This window comes from Stenotrophomonas sp. Steno-C18 (assembly GCF_056393195.1).
The window spans coordinates 79,935-97,840 of the sequence record NZ_JBWJOX010000011.1; the positions used below are offsets into that span (position 1 = coordinate 79,935).

18 protein-coding genes are annotated in these 17,906 nt (G+C 65.8%); 2 read left to right on the top strand and 16 right to left on the bottom strand.

Translation table 11 applies throughout. The features are described from left to right. Positions 1 to 63 precede the first annotated feature (63 nt). The 14 genes from AC06FE_RS18085 to moaA all read right to left on the bottom strand — a co-directional run bounded on the left by AC06FE_RS18085 (position 64) and on the right by moaA (position 15,555). Positions 64 to 1,395 carry an MFS transporter gene (locus AC06FE_RS18085; RefSeq protein WP_478073838.1) on the bottom strand — a complete coding sequence of 444 codons (1,332 nt, stop codon included), beginning with the start codon at positions 1,393 to 1,395 and terminating at the stop codon, positions 64 to 66. 23 nt (positions 1,396 to 1,418) lie between these two features. After that, a complete protein-coding gene (locus AC06FE_RS18090; protein ID WP_478073839.1) occupies positions 1,419 to 2,312 on the bottom strand; it encodes a peptidylprolyl isomerase in 894 nt (297 codons plus the stop codon). Between the two features lie 3 nt (positions 2,313 to 2,315). Beyond that, a complete protein-coding gene (gene narI, locus AC06FE_RS18095; protein ID WP_478073865.1) occupies positions 2,316 to 3,023 on the bottom strand; it encodes a respiratory nitrate reductase subunit gamma in 708 nt (235 codons plus the stop codon). Next, positions 3,023 to 3,703, bottom strand: coding sequence for a nitrate reductase molybdenum cofactor assembly chaperone (gene narJ / locus AC06FE_RS18100; protein WP_478073840.1), 681 nt, complete (start codon positions 3,701 to 3,703; stop codon positions 3,023 to 3,025). Before narJ ends, narI begins: the two co-directional genes overlap by 1 nt. Beyond that, a complete protein-coding gene (narH, locus tag AC06FE_RS18105) occupies positions 3,700 to 5,244 on the bottom strand; it encodes a nitrate reductase subunit beta (RefSeq protein ID WP_478073841.1) in 1,545 nt (514 codons plus the stop codon). Before narH ends, narJ begins: the two co-directional genes overlap by 4 nt. Then, complete coding sequence (locus AC06FE_RS18110) at positions 5,244 to 8,987, bottom strand: nitrate reductase subunit alpha (RefSeq protein ID WP_478073842.1); 3,744 nt, start codon at positions 8,985 to 8,987, stop codon at positions 5,244 to 5,246. The genes narH and AC06FE_RS18110 overlap by 1 nt, the downstream gene beginning before the upstream one ends. Before the next feature lie 69 nt (positions 8,988 to 9,056). After that, entirely contained in the window at positions 9,057 to 10,472 is a 1,416-nt protein-coding gene (locus tag AC06FE_RS18115) for a NarK family nitrate/nitrite MFS transporter (protein WP_478073843.1), read from the bottom strand. Positions 10,473 to 10,640: 168 nt separating this feature from the next. Further along, the gene (locus AC06FE_RS18120; RefSeq protein ID WP_478073844.1) at positions 10,641 to 10,988 is read right to left on the bottom strand and encodes a DUF7009 family protein; all 348 of its coding nucleotides are present in this window, start codon (positions 10,986 to 10,988) and stop codon (positions 10,641 to 10,643) included. After that, the gene (gene mobA / locus AC06FE_RS18125) at positions 10,985 to 11,566 is read right to left on the bottom strand and encodes a molybdenum cofactor guanylyltransferase (protein WP_478073845.1); all 582 of its coding nucleotides are present in this window, start codon (positions 11,564 to 11,566) and stop codon (positions 10,985 to 10,987) included. Before mobA ends, AC06FE_RS18120 begins: the two co-directional genes overlap by 4 nt. Then, positions 11,532 to 12,035, bottom strand: a complete 504-nt coding sequence (locus AC06FE_RS18130) for a molybdenum cofactor biosynthesis protein MoaE (protein WP_478073846.1) — start codon at positions 12,033 to 12,035, stop codon at positions 11,532 to 11,534. Before AC06FE_RS18130 ends, mobA begins: the two co-directional genes overlap by 35 nt. Before the next feature lies 1 nt (position 12,036). Continuing rightward, positions 12,037 to 12,297 (bottom strand): MoaD/ThiS family protein, encoded by a 261-nt coding sequence (locus tag AC06FE_RS18135; protein ID WP_192285632.1) that lies wholly within the window; start codon positions 12,295 to 12,297, stop codon positions 12,037 to 12,039. Beyond that, entirely contained in the window at positions 12,294 to 13,550 is a 1,257-nt protein-coding gene (locus AC06FE_RS18140; RefSeq protein ID WP_478073847.1) for a molybdopterin molybdotransferase MoeA, read from the bottom strand. Before AC06FE_RS18140 ends, AC06FE_RS18135 begins: the two co-directional genes overlap by 4 nt. Next, entirely contained in the window at positions 13,547 to 14,566 is a 1,020-nt protein-coding gene (gene moaCB / locus AC06FE_RS18145; RefSeq protein ID WP_478073866.1) for a bifunctional molybdenum cofactor biosynthesis protein MoaC/MoaB, read from the bottom strand. The genes AC06FE_RS18140 and moaCB overlap by 4 nt, the downstream gene beginning before the upstream one ends. An 8-nt stretch (positions 14,567 to 14,574) precedes the next feature. Further along, on the bottom strand, positions 14,575 to 15,555 hold the full coding sequence (gene moaA, locus AC06FE_RS18150; protein WP_478073848.1) for a GTP 3',8-cyclase MoaA: 981 nt from the start codon (positions 15,553 to 15,555) through the stop codon (positions 14,575 to 14,577). Between the two features lie 186 nt (positions 15,556 to 15,741). On the opposite strand from moaA, the gene AC06FE_RS18155 reads away from it, so the two are divergent. Continuing rightward, complete coding sequence (locus AC06FE_RS18155) at positions 15,742 to 16,146, top strand: ribonucleotide reductase subunit alpha (protein ID WP_478073849.1); 405 nt, start codon at positions 15,742 to 15,744, stop codon at positions 16,144 to 16,146. On the opposite strand, the gene AC06FE_RS18160 is transcribed toward AC06FE_RS18155, so the two are convergent. Continuing rightward, positions 16,140 to 16,469 carry a hypothetical protein gene (locus AC06FE_RS18160; protein WP_478073850.1) on the bottom strand — a complete coding sequence of 110 codons (330 nt, stop codon included), beginning with the start codon at positions 16,467 to 16,469 and terminating at the stop codon, positions 16,140 to 16,142. The two genes, AC06FE_RS18155 and AC06FE_RS18160, sit on opposite strands and share 7 nt — an antisense overlap. Then, positions 16,466 to 16,705: a hypothetical protein gene (locus AC06FE_RS18165; RefSeq protein WP_478073851.1), complete on the bottom strand. Its 240-nt coding sequence runs from the start codon at positions 16,703 to 16,705 to the stop codon at positions 16,466 to 16,468. The genes AC06FE_RS18160 and AC06FE_RS18165 overlap by 4 nt, the downstream gene beginning before the upstream one ends. 132 nt (positions 16,706 to 16,837) lie before the next feature. Here AC06FE_RS18165 and fdhD point away from each other — a divergent pair, with 132 nt between their 5' ends. Further along, the gene (fdhD, locus tag AC06FE_RS18170; RefSeq protein ID WP_446541724.1) at positions 16,838 to 17,698 is read left to right on the top strand and encodes a formate dehydrogenase accessory sulfurtransferase FdhD; all 861 of its coding nucleotides are present in this window, start codon (positions 16,838 to 16,840) and stop codon (positions 17,696 to 17,698) included. Positions 17,699 to 17,906: the final 208 nt, after the last annotated feature.

Consider the following 17,906-nt stretch of genomic DNA (forward strand, 5'->3'; position numbering starts at 1 on the left):
GGTGGCCTCGAATGACGTGGCGTACATCCTTGCGTGCCTGTCCGGGGATTTCCCTGATCTGGATCAAGCGCGCGAGGATGAAGCCACCCGCGCGGCTTCGATCGCCTCGGGCAGATCGGTCTGCGTGTCCAGCTGCGGGAAGTTCCTGCGTTCCATGCGGCGGATCGCATGGTGCATCCACGCAAGCGCGGCGGCGACCACCACGAACAACAGCATGAAGCAGCTGCTCCAGATGCCGATGGCATCGTTCAGGGCGCCGAACACGATGGGCAGGATGAAGCCCCCCAGCCCGCCGATCATGCCCACCACGCCACCCACCGCACCCACGTGCTGCGGGTAGTACACCGGGATGTGCTTGTAGACCGCCGCCTTGCCCAGCGACATGAAGAAGCCCAGCACGAACACCAGCACGGTGAACAGGGTCACGCCGATGGCCAGGTGGAAGCGCAGCTCGCCGTGGATGCCCTTCACCACGTAGACCGTGTCCGGATAGGCCAGCAGGAAGGTGCACAACGCCGAGACGCCAAACGTCCAGTACATCACCCGCCGTGCGCCGATGCGGTCGGACAGCCAGCCCCCCACCACGCGGAACAGGCTTGCCGGGATCGAATAGCACGCCGCCAGCATGCCGGCAGTTCCCACCTCCATGCGATAGGCCCCCACCAGGTAGTGCGGTAGCCACAACGCCAACGCCACGAAGCCCCCAAACACGAAAAAGTAATACAGCGAGAAACGCCAGACCTGCAGGTTCCTCAGCGGTGCCATCTGCTCGGCGAACGGCATCGGCTTGACGCCATCGCGCCGGCGCTGCTCCAGTTGCGGGTCTTCCTTGCTGAACAGGAAGAACAGCACCGCCGCCACCGCCAGACCGACCGCCCAGACCTTGGCCACCATGGTCCAGCCGGCGGCCACCATCACCATCGGCGCCAGCAGCTTGGTGACCGCCGAGCCGATGTTGCCGGCACCGAAGATGCCCAGCGCGGTGCCCTGCTTGCTGGCCGGGAACCACTTGGAAACATAGGCCACGCCCACCGAAAAGCTGCCGCCGGCGATGCCGACGCACAGCGCCGCGAACAGGAACTGCGGGTAGGTGTGCGCATAGGTGAGCATCCAGGTCGCTACCGCGCCACACAGCATCACCAGCACCAGCACCTTGCGCCCACCGAACTGGTCGGCCCAGATGCCGAGGAACACCCGGCTCAGCGAGCCGGTCAGCACCGGCGTGGCGATCAACAAGCCGAACTGGGTGTCGTTCAGCCCCAGCTGCTGGCTGATCTGGATGCCGATGATCGAGAAGATCATCCATACCGCGAAACACACGGTGAACGCGAAGGTACTCAACCACAGGGCACGCTGCTGCTGGCCGTGGGGGACCGATTGCAGATTCTGGCTCATCGCCACTCCTTCAGGAAAACAACTTACTCGGCCTGGGCCTCGATTTCGTCCAGCCCGCTGACCGGGTAGCGCTCGCGCAGTTCCAGCAGGAACTGCTGCACATCACGCTGGCGCACCTGCAGCTCCAGGTAATCGCGGATCTGCGGCAACACCTGCTCGAAGCCCAATGCCACGCCGGCCTCGTGCGCGTCCACGTTCACCACGTGGTATCCCCATCGCGACTCCACCGGAAACCCTGCAAGGCCCTGGCGCAGCCGGAATACCTGGCGGTCGAACTCGGGGGTAGTCTGGCCACGCTGCAGCCAGCCCAGCTCCCCGCCCTCGGTGCTTGATGGGCACTGCGAATGACGGGCCGCCAGATCGGCGAACAGATGCGGTTGTGCCCGCAACTCGGCGATCACTTTCTCGGCCTCGGTACGTGCCTTGAAGCGCCCGGCGACATCATCTGCCGGCGCCGCCAGCAGGATGTGCCGAACCCGGATGCGGTCCGGCGAGCGGAAGCGCTCCGGGTTCTGGCTGAAATAGCGCCGGCAATCTTCCTCGCTGGGAACACGATCCTCCAGTACCTGTTCGATCAGGCGCTGGATGCGTGATTCCTCGTCGGCCGGGTGGCCATCGCCCTGCCCCTCTTCCAGCCCGAGGCGCTGAGCCTCGCGCCGCAGCAACTCACGCACCACCAGCGCACGGGCGGCGTCGGCGCGTGCCTGCTCCGGGCGCATGGCCCGGTGGAACTGCATCTCGCGGGCGATGTCGGCTTCACTGATGGCCAGGCCATCAACGAACAGGTGGCAAGGCGCCGGCTGCCCCAGCGAGCGTGGGCCTTGTCCCGTGTCGTCGTGGTGGTGGCCCGCTTCGGCGGGCACCGGCTGGGCCGAATCGATGATCGTGATCGGCAGGATCTTCGGCAGCGTGCCCATGGCTTACTCCCTCGGCCCGTAACGCAGCGTGGCCTGGCGGCGGCGTACCACCTGGTACGGGCGCCACAGGTAGCTGACAGGAATGCTCCACACATGCACCAGCCGGGTGAACGGGGCGATCAGGAACAGGGTCAGGCCCAGGAAGATGTGGGCCTTGTAGACCCAGTTGACGTCGGTGATGAAGTCCGCAGCACCGGCACGGAAGGTCACGATGTGCTGCGCCCACTCGGCCAGCATCACCATCACGCCGCCATCCATGTGCCCGGCCGAGGCCTTGATGCTGTACAGCCCCAGGCACAGCTGCGCGAACAGCAGCACCAGCACCAGGGTGTCACCGATGTTGCCGGTGGCACGCACGCGCGCGTTGGTCAGGCGCCGCACCAGCAGGATGCTGATGCCGACGAAGCACAGCGCACCGAAGAAGCCGCCTACCACCATCGCCAACAGCTGCTTCTGCGAGGAGGTGATGAAGTGCTCGTACAGCGCATGCGGGGTCAGCAGGCCGACCAGGTGACCGCCGAGGATGGCCAGGATGCCAATGTGGAAACAATTGCTGCCGATGCGCATGCCACGGTCGGACAACAACTGGCTCGAACCGGTGCGCCAGGTGTACATGGCCCTGTCATAGCGTGCCCAGCTGCCGATCAGCAACACCGCGACGGCGATGTAGGGGTAGTACTGGAAGGCGAACTGGTGCAGGTAGTAGCTCATCATGGCTGGATCTCCCGGTGCACGGCGCGTGCCGGTGAACGATGTGGCGGTTTGCAGTCTTCGGACGGGGCCTCGCTGCCGAAGCGCACGGCTTCCTCCTCCCAGAGCGCATCCATGGCTTCGGCCGTGTCGTCGCGCACTTCCTCGCTGGCGCGCTGGCGCAGCAGGGCCAGGTCCACCCTGCCCTCGCCGGCCTCGACCAGGATTTCCAGCAGCACCGCATGCGGCAGTTCGCGCTCGGCCGCGCGGGCGGCGAGCATGCCGGCGATGTGGCCGATGTGGTGCAGCCAATCCTTGGCTTCGGCCTGTGGGCGATGCGAGAGGTATTCCAGCAGCAGTGGCAGGTAGTCCGGCAGCTCCTTGGCGCTGAGCGCGAAGCCGTTGCGGCGGTAGGCATCCACCAGGTCCACCATCGCCTGCCCGCGGTCGCGGGATTCACCATGGATGTGCTCGAACAACAGCAGGCTCATCGCCCTGCCCCGGTCGAAGGTGGCCAGCCACGCCGACTGCGCATCCAGTGTGTCGCTGCCCATCAGCTGGTCCACGAACGCCCGCAACTGCGCGCGGCGGGCCGGCGACAGCGCGGGTTCGTCGCAGGCCTGGCGCAGCTCCTCCCCGTGCTGCCACAGCTCATCGCGCGGATAGTCCAGCAACACCCCGATCAACTTGAGCAGGCTCATTTGATCACCTCATGGCGGTGCTGGCGGTTGGGGTGCACCTCATAGGTGGTGCTCTTGCGTTGGCTGAACAGGTCGGCAGGGCTGTCGCCGTTGCAGCCGTTTCCGAACGTGAAGCCACAGCCGCCCCGCTCGCCAAAAGCGTCGTTGGCGTACTCGCGGTGCCCACTGGGAATCACGAAGCGATCCTCATAGTTGGCGATGGCCAGGTAGCGGTACATGTCCTCGGCCTGGGCGACCGTCAGGCCGGTCTGCTCCAGCGCACGCAGGTCCTCCACCCCATCCACGTTCATCGCCCTGCGCCAGGCCCGCATGGCCATCAGGCGCTCCAGGGCGCGCACCACCGGCGCTTCGTCACCGGCCGAGAGCATGTTGGCCAGGTAGCGGACCGGGATCCGCAGCGAGGCAACGTCCGGCAACTCACCATTCATGCCCACATGTCCCCGCTCTGCGGCCGACTGGATGGGGGACAGCGGCGGCACGTACCACACCATCGGCAAGGTGCGGTATTCCGGATGCAGCGGCAATGCCAGCTTCCAGTCGATGGCCAGCTTGTATACCGGCGATTGCCGGGCGGCCTCCAGCCAGTTGTCGGGGATTCCCTCGTTGCGCGCGGCCGCGATGACGGCCGGATCGTTCGGGTCCAGGAATATATCCAGGTGCGCCTGGTACAGGTCCTTCTCGGCGGCCACCGATGCGGCCTCGGCAATGCGGTCGGCGTCGTACAGCATCACGCCCAGGTAGCGGATGCGACCCACGCAGGTCTCCGAGCACACGGTGGGCTCGCCCATCTCGATGCGCGGGTAGCAGAAGATGCACTTCTCCGACTTGCCGCTCTTCCAGTTGTAGTAGATCTTCTTGTACGGGCAGGCCGACACGCACATGCGCCAACCGCGGCACTTGTCCTGGTCGATCAGCACGATGCCGTCCTCCTCGCGCTTGTAGATCGCCCCGGACGGGCACGCCGAGACACAGGCCGGGTTGAGGCAGTGCTCGCACAGGCGCGGCAGGTACATCATGAAGGTCTTCTCGAAGGCGCCGTAGATCTCCTTCTGCACCTTGTCGAAGTTGTAGTCGCGGGCGCGCTTGGAGAACTCCGTCCCCAGGATTTCCTCCCAGTTGGGGCCCCATTCGATCTTCTCCATGCGCTGCCCGCTGATCAGCGATCGCGGCCGCGCGGTAGGCTGATGCTTGACCTCCGGCGCGTCATGCAGGTGCTGGTAGTCGAAATCGAACGGCTCGTAGTAATCGTCAATCTGCGGCAGGTCCGGGTTGGAGAATATCTTGGCCAGCATCCGCCAGCGGCCGCCGGCGCGCGGTACCAGTTTGCCGGCACGCGTGCGTACCCACCCCCCGTTCCACTTGTCCTGGTTCTCCCATTCCTTCGGGTAGCCGATGCCCGGCTTGGTCTCCACGTTGTTGAACCAGACGTACTCCACGCCCTCGCGCGAGGTCCATACGTTCTTGCAGGTGATCGAGCAGGTATGGCAGCCGATGCACTTGTCCAGGTTCAGCACCATCGCGATCTGTGCACGTACTTTCATCACACCACCTCCCGTGCTGACACCACGGCGTCTTCGCCGTCCAGCCAATCGACCTTTTCCATCTTGCGCACGATCACGAACTCATCGCGGTTGGTGCCGCACGTGCCGTAGTAATTGAACCCCCACGCCAGCTGGGCGTAGCCGCCGATCATGTGGGTGGGCTTGAGCACGATGCGGGTCACCGAGTTGTGGATGCCTCCGCGGGTGCCGGTGATCTCCGAGCCGGGAACGTTGATGATGCGTTCCTGCGCGTGGTACATCATCGCCATGCCGGGCATCACGCGCTGGCTGACCACCGCACGGGCGGCGATGGCGCCATTGACGTTGAACAACTCGATCCAGTCGTTGTCCTCGATGCCGGCGCTGCGCGCATCATCCTCGCTGAGCCATACGATCGGGCCACCGCGTGACAACGTCTGCATGATCAGGTTGTCGCTGTAGGTGCTGTGGATGCCCCACTTCTGGTGCGGCGTGATCCAGTTCAGCACGATCTCCTTGTTGCCGTTCGGGCGCTGGTTGAGCAGCGGTTCCACCGTGCGCGTATTGACCGGCGGGCGGTAGCCCATCAGCGCCTCACCGAAGTCGATCATCCATTCGTGGTCCTGGTAGAACTGCTGGCGCCCGGTGAGCGTGCGCCATGGAATCAGTTCGTGCACGTTGGTGTAGCCGGCGTTGTAGCTGACGTTGTCATCCTCCAGGCCGGACCAGATCGGCGAGGAGATGATCTTGCGCGGCTGCGCCTGGATGTCACGGAAGCGGATCGCCTCGTGCTCCTTGCCCACCGCAAGATGGGTGTGCTCACGGCCGGTGAATGTCCCCAGCGACTCCCATGCCTTGACCGCGACATGGCCGTTGGTTTCCGGGGCCAGGTGCAGGATCACCTCGGCCGCGTCGATGGCCGTGTCGATGGCCGGGCGGCCCTGGCTGACGCCGGCGTCGCGCACGGTGTGGTTGAGCTTGCCGAGGAATTCCACCTCGTGCCTTGTATCCCAGCTCATGCCCTTGCCACCGTTGCCGAGTTTGTCCAGCAGGGGGCCCAGCGAGGTGAACTTGCGGTACAGGTTGGGATAGTCACGCTCGACCACCGCCATGTTCGGCATGGTCTTGCCCGGGACGGCCTCGCATTGACCCTTCTTCCAGTCGGTGACGCCGAATGGCATGCCCAGCTCATTCGGGCTGTCATGCAGGGTCGGGACCAGCACCAGGTCCTTCTCCACCCCGAGCACGCCCGGCGCCATCTCGCTCACCGATCGGGCCACGCCCTTGAAGATCTCCCAGTCGCTACGCGATTCCCAGGCCGGGTCCACCGCCTTGGACAGCGGATGGATGAACGGGTGCATGTCCGAGGTGTTGAGGTCGTCCTTCTCGTACCAGGTGGCGGTGGGCAACACGATGTCCGAGTAAAGCGCGGTGGTGCACATGCGGAAGTCGAGCGTGACCAGCAGGTCGAGCTTGCCCTCCGGTGCCTCGTCACGCCATTTCACTTCCTCCGGCTTGATCGCCCCCATCTCGCCCAGGTCCTTGCCCTGCAGGCCATGGCGGGTGCCGAGCAGGTGGCGCAGCATGTACTCGTGGCCCTTGCCCGAGGAGCCCAGCAGGTTGGAGCGCCAGATGAACATCATGCGCGGGTGGTTCTGTGCGGCATCCGGGTCGGCGAAGGCGAAGTCCAGCGAACCGTCCTTGAACTTGCCCAGCGCGTAGTCGGCCGGGGCGACGCCGGCCTGCTCGGCCTCGCGCACCAGCGCCAGCGGGTTGCGATCAAGCTGCGGCGCGCACGGCAGCCAGCCCATGCGCACCGCGCGCAGGTTGAGATCGGCCAGGCTGCCGCTGTACTTGCTGGCATCGGCCAGCGGCGACAGCAGCTCGTCCACCTGCAGCTTCTCGTAGCGCCATTGCCCGGTATTGAAGTAGAAGAACGAGGTACCGTTCATCTGCCGCGGCGGGCGGCTCCAGTCCAGGCCGAAGGCCAGCGGTTGCCAACCGGTCTGGGGACGCAGCTTCTCCTGGCCCACATAGTGCGCCCAGCCGCCACCGGTCTGCCCCACGCAGCCGCACATGACCAGCATGTTGATCAGGCCGCGATAGTTCATGTCGTTGTGGAACCAGTGGTTCATGCCGGCGCCGACGATGATCATGCTGCGGCCATGCGTCTTGTCCGCGGTGCGTGCGAACTCGCGGGCGATCTCGATTACCTCGGCGCGGGGCACACCGGTGATGCGCTCCTGCCACGCCGGCGTGCCCGGCACGTTCTCGTCGAAACTGCGCGCGACATTGCCACCGCCGAAGCCACGATCCACGCCGTATTGGGCCAGCAGCAGGTCGTAGACGGTCGCCACCAGGGCGCTGCTGCCATCGGCCAACTGCAGGCGACGCACGGGGATGTTCCGTTCCAGCACGTCCTCGAACGGCGCTGCGGTCCAGCCGTCACTCTCCACGCCACCGAAGTACGGGAAGCTCACTGCTTCGATGCCTTCATGTGCGTCTGCAAGGCTCAGGCGCAGGCGTGTCGGGTGGCCATCACTGGCCTTCTCCTCGATGTTCCACTTGCCCTTCTCGCCCCAGCGGAACCCGATCGAGCCGTTCGGAACAGTGAGGTCACCGCTGTTCTCGTCGAAGGCGAGCGTCTTCCATTCCGGATTGTTGGTCTCCCCCAGCCCGCCCAGTTCGCTGGCGCGCAGGAAGCGCCCTGGCACCTGACGGCCGTCGGCGCGCTGCTCGATGTGCACCAGCATCGGCATGTCCGAGTACTGCCGGCAGTAGTCCTGGAAGTACTGCGAAGGCCGGTCGACATGGAACTCGCGCAGGATCACGTGGCCGAAGGCGAACGCCAATGCCGCGTCGGTGCCCTGCTTGGGATGCAGCCAGTGATCGGTGAGCTTGGCCAGCTCGGAGTAGTCCGGGCACACCGCCACGGTCTTGGTGCCGTTGTAGCGTGCCTCGGTGAAGAAATGTGCATCGGGCGTGCGCGTCTGCGGCACGTTCGAACCCCAGGCGATGATGTAGCGGCTGTTGTACCAGTCGGCCGACTCAGGCACGTCGGTCTGCTCGCCCCAGATCTGCGGCGACGCCGGCGGCAGGTCGCAGTACCAGTCGTAGAACGACAGGCAGGCGCCACCCAGCAACGACAGGTAACGGGCACCGGCGGCATAGGACACCATCGACATCGCCGGGATAGGCGAGAAGCCAACCACGCGATCCGGGCCGTACTCCTTCACCGTGTGCAGGTTGGAGGCGGCGATGATCTCGTTGGCCTCATCCCACGACAGCCGCACGAAGCCGCCCATGCCACGCCGGCGCTTGTACTCGCGCGACTTCTCCGGGCTGGCGACGATGCTGGCCCATGCCTCCACCGGCGACATCGTCTTGCGCGCCTGCCGCCACATGCGCAGCAGCGTGCCGCGGATCAGCGGGTACTTCAGGCGGTTGGCACTGTACAGGTACCAGGAGTAGCTGGCACCACGCGGGCACCCGCGCGGCTCGTGGTTGGGCAGGTCCGGGCGCGTGCGCGGGTAATCGGTCTGCTGGGTTTCCCAGGTGACCAGCCCGTTCTTGACGTAGATCTTCCAGCTGCACGAGCCGGTGCAGTTCACGCCGTGGGTGGAACGCACGATCTTGTCGTACTGCCAGCGGGCGCGGTAACTGTTCTCCCAGTCACGGCTCTCGCTCTTGCTGAACCCGTGGCCATCGGCAAAGGGTTGTGGGTCACGCTTGAAAAACTGCAAGCGATCCAGGAAATAGCTCATGGTGAATCTCCCTTCGCGGACTTCTGCATCGTGGCTATGTGTGTGATCTGGCTGCGGTGCACTGCGTTGTCAGCAGGGGGTCTCGGCCCCGCGCCGGTAGTACCACCACCAGGTAACGGCCAGACAGGTGATGTAGAACGCAATGAATCCGTACAGCGCCATGTCGGGACCGCCGGTCAGGGTGATCGACGAGCCGTAACTCTTCGGGATGAAGAACCCACCGTAGGCGCCAATGGCCCCGGAGAACCCCACCACCGCGGCGGACTCGATGCTGGCCTGGTGCGCGGCAGCCTTCTTTCCATCGGCATCGGCGCCGGCCGACAGGCGTTCGTGCAGCGTGCGGAAGATCACCGGGATCATCCGGAACGTGGTGCCGTTGCCGATGCCGCTGAGCACGAACAGGGCCATGAACGACACCAGGAATCCCGGGAAGCTGCCGCCCACACCGTGGTTTGGCAGGAACTGCAGCACACCGAACACTGCCGCGATCATCAGCGCGAACACCCAGAACGTCAGGCGCGCGCCACCCCAGCGGTCAGCCATGCTGCCGCCGACCGAGCGCATCAGCGCCCCGAGCAACGGTCCGATGAAGGCGTAGGTCATCGGGTTGACGTCCGGGAACTGGCTCTTGACCAGCATCGGGAACCCGGCCGAGAAGCCGATGTAGGAACCGAACGTGCCGATGTACAGCCAACACATCAACCAGTTGTGCTTGCGTCGGAAGATCACCGCCTGCTCGGAGAAGGACGAGCGCGCACTGGTCAGGTCGTTCATGCCGAACCAGGCCGCCACCGCGGCAATCGCGATCGCCGGCACCCAGATGAAGCCGGCGTTCTGCAGGAACATCTGCCCGCTGCCATCAACCAGCGGCTGCGGCTTTCCTCCGAGCGCACCAAACACGCCGACCGTGATCACCAGCGGGATGACCAGCTGCGAGACCGACACACCGACGTTGCCCAGCCCGGCGTTCAGGCCCAGCGCCATGCCCTGTCGCTGCTTCGGGTAAAAGAAGGAGATGTTGGACATCGACGAGGAGAAGTTGGCCCCGCCGAAGCCGCACAGGATGGCGATGCAGACGAACACCCAGAACGGCGTGGCCGGGTTCTGCACCGCGAAGCCCAGCCACAGCGTGGGCAGCAACAACGATGCAGTGGAGAGCGCGGTCCAGCGCCGGCCGCCGAAGATCGGGATGACGAACGAATAGAAGATGCGCAGCGTCGCACCGGACAAGCTGGGCAAGGCCACCAGCCAGAACAACTGGTCGGTGGTGAAATCGAAGCCAATGCGCGGCAGGCTGATCGAGACGGCGGAGAACATCACCCAGACCGAGAACGCCAGCAGCAGCGCAGGGATCGAGATGACCAGGTTGCGCGTTGCCACCCGCTGCCCTTTCCGTTCCCAGTAGGCAGGGTCCTCCGTGCGCCAGTCGGTGATGACGCGTCCGGCGGTGTTCTTGCGTGTTGCACGTTCGCTATCGACGGTCATACATGGCTCCGGGCTATGGAATGACGACGAGCTGCTGTGTCTGCGTGTTCCCCGTCGTCGTGGCGTCATTAGGCCGAGCGCGCCGGATGGCGGGGTTGATCTAGATCAATCGAATGCGCTTTCGTTGGGTATCTCTGACAAATGTCAAACGCAGTGCCGATGCGATGCTCAGGCGCGACGCGCGACGCCTCGCTGGCGAATGCTGTCACGTACATCCACGTCGAACTCCACGTGCAGCACCTGCATGCCGGCAGGCACGTCCCACGCGACGCCATCACGGCTGGGCAGGCGCGCAGCCAGTGCGAGGACCCCTTCGCGTGGCAGCTTCAGCAGATACCCTTCGCCCTCCGCCATCAGTGCGGGATGGCTGTCGTCCTGCAGTTGCAGCGCCAGCGAGAAACCGCCGGCAGGACCGAAGGACGTAACGCTGCGAAGCACATCACCGTCGAGCAGATGCGCAAGCTCCGCCTCGTCGATTCGCAGGCGGACCGATTGCTGCTGCAGCTGGATCTTCATGATGCAACGTCCTCCCATTGTGCGGGGGTATTGCAGTTGACCAGGTGTGCCGCATCAGTCGCGTCGAGCGGCAGCTCCAATACGCCCAGTTCCCGCTGCAGCGCCTGCAGCGAACGGGGCCCGTCCGGGTCCTGGAGCATGGACGCCAGAAGATTGCGACAAGCGGCATCAATGTTCAACCGCATTGGCAGCGGTTGCCCGACGAACCGCGCACAGCGGCTGTGGGGCGCGTCACGCAATTGCATCAACAGGCGGGCATCCAGTCGTGGCATGTCCACCGGCACCACCCAGACGGGTCCATCGGCCAGCGTACGTACCGCGCTGTACAGCCCACCCAGCGGGCCGCAGCGCGGCACGCAATCAACGATGCCGTTCCACGCCGGATAGTCCCCGCTGACCCGGACCGGATCTGCACCGGCCTGTTGCAGCAACGCCTGCATGTGCACCAGCAACGGCACGCCCTGCCATGGCAGCAGGGCCTTGTCGCGGCCCATCCGCGAGGACAGGCCACCGGCCAGCACGATACCGGCGACCGTCCCGGCTTCAGCAGTGGGTTGGCTGGCCGTGGGCGTGTGCATGATCATCCGCTTCGGCTGTGTCCTGGCACAGGCTGCAGCCTTCGCTCCAGGCGCTGTCGCCATCTTCGTAGTGCTCCTGCTTCCAGATCGGCAGGCGGTGCTTGACCGACTCGATCAGTTGGCGGCACGCGCGGAACGCCGCATCCCGGTGCGGCGTTCCCGCCGCGACCACCACCGCAACCTCGCCCACCGCCAGCCGCCCCTTGGCGTGGGCGACATACAGCGTGACGCGAGGGCCGAACTGCGCCTCCACTTCGGCGACCAACCGCCCGATCTCCTGCATCACCAAGGGCTCGAACAGGTCGTAGGTAATGCCCTGCACTGCACGCCCCTGGTTGAGGTCGCGCACCTTGCCGATGAACACGTCGATGCCCCCGAAACCCGCGTCGGATACTGCGGCGATGGCCTCGGCCGGGTCGATGGCCGCGACCGTGCGGTCCACCACCTTCCACGCGTGTTGACCGCCCATGTCAGCCTCCGCTCACTGGCGGCAGGATCGCCACGCGCCCGTCCTCGGGCAGGCGATCGCCGTCCCGCAGCACCTGGCGCTCATCGGCGAACGCCGAATAGTCGAGCAACCCGGCCTTGAACTGCGGCCATTGCCGGGCCAGCAACGCACGCAGCGCCCGGCGCAGGTCGCCCACCCGCTCGCCTTCAGTCTGTACGACGATCTCGCGGCTCGGGTCCAGTTCCGAGAACGCGCCGAACAACTGCACCTGTATCTGCTTCATGACATCTCCTGCATCGACAACCGCACCGGATCGCGGTGCCCCAGGCCCCGCACCTGCACGCGCGTCCCGGCGCGGACAACGTCGTCCGCGCCATCGACGATCGCCCAGGCGTTGGCGTGGAGCTGGGTTTTCAAACGAAAGGATTCCTGCCCGGCAAGCACCCTGACCGACAGGCTCCCCGTGGCATCAGCCACGACCTGGGCGCGCAGATGCACCCGCAACCCCGGCGGCTTGCGCAGGTCCGCCTGCAGGGGCAGCTGCAACGCCTGCTCGTCCACCATCGCGAGCATGCGCCGCAGCACCGGCTCCACGAAGAAGCGCTGCCCCACCGCAGCGGAAATCGGGTTGCCTGGCAGGCCGAAGTACAACGCGCCATCGGCAAGCCGCGCGAACAGCAACGGCTTGCCCGGCCGTATGGCGACCTTGTGGAAGACGATGCGCGCGCCACGGCCACGCAGTGCATCGGGAATGAAGTCATACCTGCCCTGCGACACCGCGCCGGTGCTGATCAGCACGCGGGCACCGGCGGCCGTCGCCTGGTCCAGGGCCTGCAGGAACGTAGCGGGTTCGTCCCCCACCGCGCCCTGCCACACGACATCCGCGCCGGCCTGCTGCAGGCGCCTGACCAGATAAGGGCGATTGCTGTCGCGGATCTGCCCTGGCTCCAGGGCCTGTGCCCCATCACTGACCAGTTCCTTGCCGGTGGTGATCACCGCCACCGGCGGGCGGCGGTGGACCTGCACGGTGGTGATGCCAAGCGCATGCAGCAAGGTGACCGCATTGACGTCCAGCGTCGTGCCTTGCGGCAGCACCACCTCGCCCTGTGCCACGTCCTGGCCTCTCAGGCGAACGTGCTGGCCCGGCCTGACCGCCTCGCGCAAGCGGATGCGCAACGGCCGGTCCAGATGCGCTTCCAGCACCTCCACCTGCTCCACCGGCACCACGCTGTCCAACCCGGCCGGCATGTGCGCGCCGGTCATGATCTCCCAGGCGCCCTTGCCTCCCTGTACCGCAGCATCACCGGCGGCCTGCCATCCCTGAACCGTGAAGCTGCTGCCGGCGGCGATCTCCACGCCATCGGCACGCAACGCAAAGCCGTCCATGGCGGAGTTGTCGAAGGGGGGGAGATCCTGCACGCTGCCCACCGCCTCGGCCAGCACCCGTCCTTCGGCATGCGCCACGTCGACACGTTCGACCGGCATCGGCCAGGCGGCGTCCATCAAGTGCTGCAAGGCGTCGGCGTAACTGATCATGCGTCCGCCTCGCGATGCTGGCCGTGGCCGAGGCCGTCCATCATCGCCAGCGCATGCCCCAGCACCGGGCGGATGATCTCCAGGCACTGGCCGACCGCACGCGGGCTGCCGGGCAGTGCGAACACCAGCATGCCGCCGACCTGCACCACATCGGCCCGGCTGAGCCAGGCCAACGGCGTGTGCTGCGCGCTCAGGCTGCGCACCATTTCCGCCAGGCCTTCCACGCGCCGCCCACCCACCGCCTGCAAGGCCTCCGGTGTGAGATCGCGCGGCCCCAATCCGGTGCCGCCGGTGCACAGGCAAACCCGCACGCCCGAATCGGCCAGGGCCTGCAAGGTGCCTGCAAGCGGCTCGATGCCATCAGCAAGCACCTGCGCCGCGTCGACCATGCCGCCCATCGCCTTCAACCCTTCGACCAGCAAGGGGCCAGACTGGTCGGCGTACGTGCCCTGGCTGGCGCGGTCGCTCAAGGTGAGCACCGCGCAGCGTGCCCCCTGCAAGCCGCGCGGCGAGCGCGGCTTGAAGCGTTCACGCTCCTCGTCATCCATGCCCTGCGGATGCAACCACAACCCGCGCTTCCCGCCCTCCTTGAACAGGAGGCGGATGCTGCCGATCTCCAACGCCGGCTCCACCGGCTTGCTCAGGTCATATAGGGTGAGCAGCGCGGCATTCACGCCCGCCAGCGCTTCCATCTCCACACCGGTACGGGCCTCGCTGGCGCATTCGCACCACACGCGGATCGCCTGCCGCTCCGGCACCGCCGCGCAGTACACGTGCACCAGCTCAAGCGGCAGCGGATGGCACAACGGCATCAACGCCGATGCCATCTTCGCGCCCTGCAGGCCGGCGATTTCCGCCATCATCAGCGCGTCCCCCTTGGGCAAGCGGCGTTCGACGATCAAGGGGTACGCCACCGGGCCGGCAAACAACTCTCCCACCGCCACGGCCCGGCGCCGGGTGATGCGCTTGTCGCGGACATCGGCCATATGGAAGGCTGCATTCATCGCGCCACTCATCGTGTTGTTCATCCTCCAATGGAAGCCAGGTGCGGTGTGAGCCCGGTCAGGCCCTGGTGCAACCCATGCCCGGCGGCCTTCAGGCCGAGCTGGGTGGTAATGCGTGCAAGCAGTGCGTCGTGGTCATCGTCGGACTGCAGCAAAGGCCGCAACGCAATGCCGAAATCACCAAACAGGCACAAGCGAAGGTCACCGCGCGCGGTGACCCGCAGGCGGTTGCAACCCTTGCAGAAGTCGCGCGAGTACGGGGCGATGATGCCGAAGCTGCCGCGGTAATCAGGATGGGTGAACTCGCGCGCCGGGCCGGCATCGGCCGCGCGTGGACGCTGCTGCCAGCCGGCCGCGTGCAGCTGTTCGATGACCACGTCGGCATCCAGATGGCGGCGTTCGAAGTACGCCCGGTTGTCGCCGGTACGCATCAGTTCGATGAATCGCACGCTCACCGGCCGCTCACGCAGGAATTCCATCCATTGCGGCAGTTCGTCGTCGTTGCGTCCCCGCAACAGCACGGCGTTGAGCTTGATCGACTGCAGCCCCAGCTGCTGGGCCAACGCGATGCCCTCCAGCACCTCCGGGAGGCGGTCATGACCGGTGATGGCATGGAACCGCTCGCGGCGCAGGCTGTCCATGCTGACATTCAGGGCCGTCAGGCCGGCGCGATGCCAGCCAGGCAGGCGGCGCGGCAGCAGGCAACCATTGGTGGTGATGGCCACCTTGTCGATGCCCGGCACGCGCGCGACGGTCTGGATCACCTGCTCCAGGTCCTTGCGCAGGCTGGGTTCGCCACCGGTCAGTCGGATCTTGTACATGCCCAGCGCGGCAAACGCCCGGACCAGCCGCCCGATCTCCTCCACCGCCAGGAACTGCGGCCGGCCATCAGCCTGGTACCCGTCAGGCAGGCAATAGCTGCAACGAAAGTTGCAGGCCTCGGTAAGCGACAGGCGCAGATAGGGAAAACTGCGACCGAAGCCATCGGTGAGTTGGCTCATGGCTGTTCCACCTCGTGACTCCACGCTTGTTCACCCGGCAACCCGGTGCGCCCTCATCGCATCAACTGGCTGCCAGCCTACGGGGGACAACCCGCCGGTGACATGACTTAAATCAATCCCTGCCCTGCCGGACTGTCCTGCGCTGTGGCAGCATGCCGGCACTGCCCCACGCCACCTGGCACAACCATGATGCTCAACGACTTTGATGGCCTGCTGCACGCGGCGGCCCAGCAGCAGCAACCCCAGCGTCTGTTGTTCGTCTTCGTGCGCGCGGACTTGCCCGAATCACCCACCTCGGACCAGCACCTGCGGCACGGCAACGGTGAAGGCGGAACCCTGTCCCCGGTACTGTGCGTGGACAAGGCCCCGCATGAACTGACGTCCTTCGCGGCCCTGGCAACCGAATCCAATACGACCGGCATCGCATGGGACCTGGTCTTCGTCGCCGCGCTGGACGGGCGCGCAGGCATCCCTCCTTCCAGTGATGAAGCCAGTCAACCGTTACAGCTGATGGTCAATGCCATCAATGACGGCCAGATCAGCCGGTTCGCGGCCTTCGACCGCGACGGCAACCCGGTCCAGTTCTACTGAGCAACCTGCTGCAGGGTCAGGAAGAAGATCACCAGCACGGTGTTCAGCCCCCAGGCCACGGTCAGGCCGCGTGCGGCCACACCATAGTTGGGGTTGTGCGCGGAAGGGGCGGCACGCCAAACGGTCGGGATGATCCAGCCGGTGTATACCAGCAGCACCCCAAAGATGCCCAGCATCAACGGGGTCATTCCCTGGGCCAGGGCCCACAGGGCCACTGCCCACAGCAGGTTGCTTGGAATCACGCCCAACAGCCAGAACACACGGCCCAGTGGCGAAGGGGATGGATGGCCGCCCGACGCCGGCAGCGGGCTTGCGACAGTCATGAGTCCTCCTGCTGGATGGAACCAATGCATGTGCGGCGAGCTTGCGCCTGAACACCGGCAGCGTCAACTTCAATGGCATGCAGCCACGATTCCGTCGTCGCCAGGCAGAACGGCGTGAACATGGCCTGGCCACCGATGCTGGCACAGTCGCCGGATATGGCAATGCCATGGAGCCCCGGCTCGGGATCGCCGCCGACAGAGATGCCTGTCCATCGGCTGTCCACCCGCAGCGACATCGGCCTGCCCCACCGCCTCCGAAATTGCCAGCCCCACCATACGGACCGGCCAGATTTCTGAGCTATCCTCCGGCCAACGAGCCACTGCCCAGTCTCCACAGCGTTTAGCCAATCCGCCAGGTCGCTGCCCCGATGTCCGAATCCGACCCCGCTCCTGCTGATGACCTGCTCCCGGGAATCGTGGGTCGGCCGACGCTCCGCTGGCGTGCTGGCGAACGAAGCACGGTGATTGACCGTATTGCCGAGGAAGTCCCGGTTGCAATGCGCTACAACGGCGTTGCGTTCTCGGTCATGATGGCCACGCCCGCGGACCTGGAAGACTTTGCGCTGGGCTTTTCGATGAGCGAAGGCCTGATTCAACACGCCTCGGAATTACTCGGCGTGGAAGTCAGGCCCTGCATCGAGGGCATCGAGCTGTGCATGCGGGTATCGCACACTGCACCGGTCACCTCGCTGCCGCCTGCCGCGGCACGGGGATTGCCGGGGCGCAGTGGCTGCGGGCTATGCGGGGCCCGACAGCTGGAGGATGTGATGCGCATGCCCCCGCCGCTGGAAAGTCCCGCGACATACCCGGTCGCCTCCCTGCGATTCGCCTTGGCTTCGCTTGGCAGGATGCAACCCCTGAACACGCTGGCCGGCTCGACCCATGCCGCGGCATGGGTGGATCGCAACGGTCGAATCGTCCTTGTTCGCGAGGATGTCGGACGACACAACGCGCTGGACAAGCTCGCCGGCGCGATGCACCGCCAGTCCCTCTCGACAGAGGCGGGCCTTGTTCTGATCTCCAGCCGGGCCAGCTATGAAATGGTGAGCAAGGCGGCGCACGCAGGGATGGCCATTGTCGCTGCCGTTTCTGCGCCGACAGCCCTTGCCATCGATCTGGCCAAGGCAGCAGGCATCTGCCTGGTCGGCTTTGCCCGTCAGGACGGATTCAATGTGTACGCACACCCCGAAAGACTGCTCGGCTTCGAGACGGACACTCCCCTTTGCTGAACATTGGCGAACGCGCCATCGGGCCTGACGTCGGCATTGTGGGCGCCGAGCCCCGGGGGGAAAGGACCGGATGCCCCCGTGCGGAAACTCACATGGAATCAACAATCCGGCGTTCAATGTTGCCGCCATGCCGAGGGGGCCGCACGCCACTGGATGGGGTCGTTCCTTTTTGATGGCCCCGGGCGCTGGTCTCGGCAGGCGTCTGGGC

Bases quoted from the DNA above. Each gene is read 5' to 3' on its own strand.
- AC06FE_RS18085 (WP_478073838.1), bottom strand. From the start codon at position 1,395: ATGAGCCAGAATCTGCAATCGGTCCCCCACGGCCAGCAGCAGCGTGCC.
- AC06FE_RS18090 (WP_478073839.1), bottom strand. From the start codon at position 2,312: ATGGGCACGCTGCCGAAGATCCTGCCGATCACGATCATCGATTCGGCC.
- narI (WP_478073865.1), bottom strand. From the start codon at position 3,023: ATGAGCTACTACCTGCACCAGTTCGCCTTCCAGTACTACCCCTACATC.
- narJ (WP_478073840.1), bottom strand. From the start codon at position 3,703: ATGAGCCTGCTCAAGTTGATCGGGGTGTTGCTGGACTATCCGCGCGAT.
- narH (WP_478073841.1), bottom strand. From the start codon at position 5,244: ATGAAAGTACGTGCACAGATCGCGATGGTGCTGAACCTGGACAAGTGC.
- AC06FE_RS18110 (WP_478073842.1), bottom strand. From the start codon at position 8,987: ATGAGCTATTTCCTGGATCGCTTGCAGTTTTTCAAGCGTGACCCACAA.
- AC06FE_RS18115 (WP_478073843.1), bottom strand. From the start codon at position 10,472: ATGACCGTCGATAGCGAACGTGCAACACGCAAGAACACCGCCGGACGC.
- AC06FE_RS18120 (WP_478073844.1), bottom strand. From the start codon at position 10,988: ATGAAGATCCAGCTGCAGCAGCAATCGGTCCGCCTGCGAATCGACGAG.
- mobA (WP_478073845.1), bottom strand. From the start codon at position 11,566: ATGCACACGCCCACGGCCAGCCAACCCACTGCTGAAGCCGGGACGGTC.
- AC06FE_RS18130 (WP_478073846.1), bottom strand. From the start codon at position 12,035: ATGGGCGGTCAACACGCGTGGAAGGTGGTGGACCGCACGGTCGCGGCC.
- AC06FE_RS18135 (WP_192285632.1), bottom strand. From the start codon at position 12,297: ATGAAGCAGATACAGGTGCAGTTGTTCGGCGCGTTCTCGGAACTGGAC.
- AC06FE_RS18140 (WP_478073847.1), bottom strand. From the start codon at position 13,550: ATGATCAGTTACGCCGACGCCTTGCAGCACTTGATGGACGCCGCCTGG.
- moaCB (WP_478073866.1), bottom strand. From the start codon at position 14,566: ATGAGTGGCGCGATGAATGCAGCCTTCCATATGGCCGATGTCCGCGAC.
- moaA (WP_478073848.1), bottom strand. From the start codon at position 15,555: ATGAGCCAACTCACCGATGGCTTCGGTCGCAGTTTTCCCTATCTGCGC.
- AC06FE_RS18155 (WP_478073849.1), top strand. From the start codon at position 15,742: ATGATGCTCAACGACTTTGATGGCCTGCTGCACGCGGCGGCCCAGCAG.
- AC06FE_RS18160 (WP_478073850.1), bottom strand. From the start codon at position 16,469: ATGACTGTCGCAAGCCCGCTGCCGGCGTCGGGCGGCCATCCATCCCCT.
- AC06FE_RS18165 (WP_478073851.1), bottom strand. From the start codon at position 16,705: ATGTCGCTGCGGGTGGACAGCCGATGGACAGGCATCTCTGTCGGCGGC.
- fdhD (WP_446541724.1), top strand. From the start codon at position 16,838: ATGTCCGAATCCGACCCCGCTCCTGCTGATGACCTGCTCCCGGGAATC.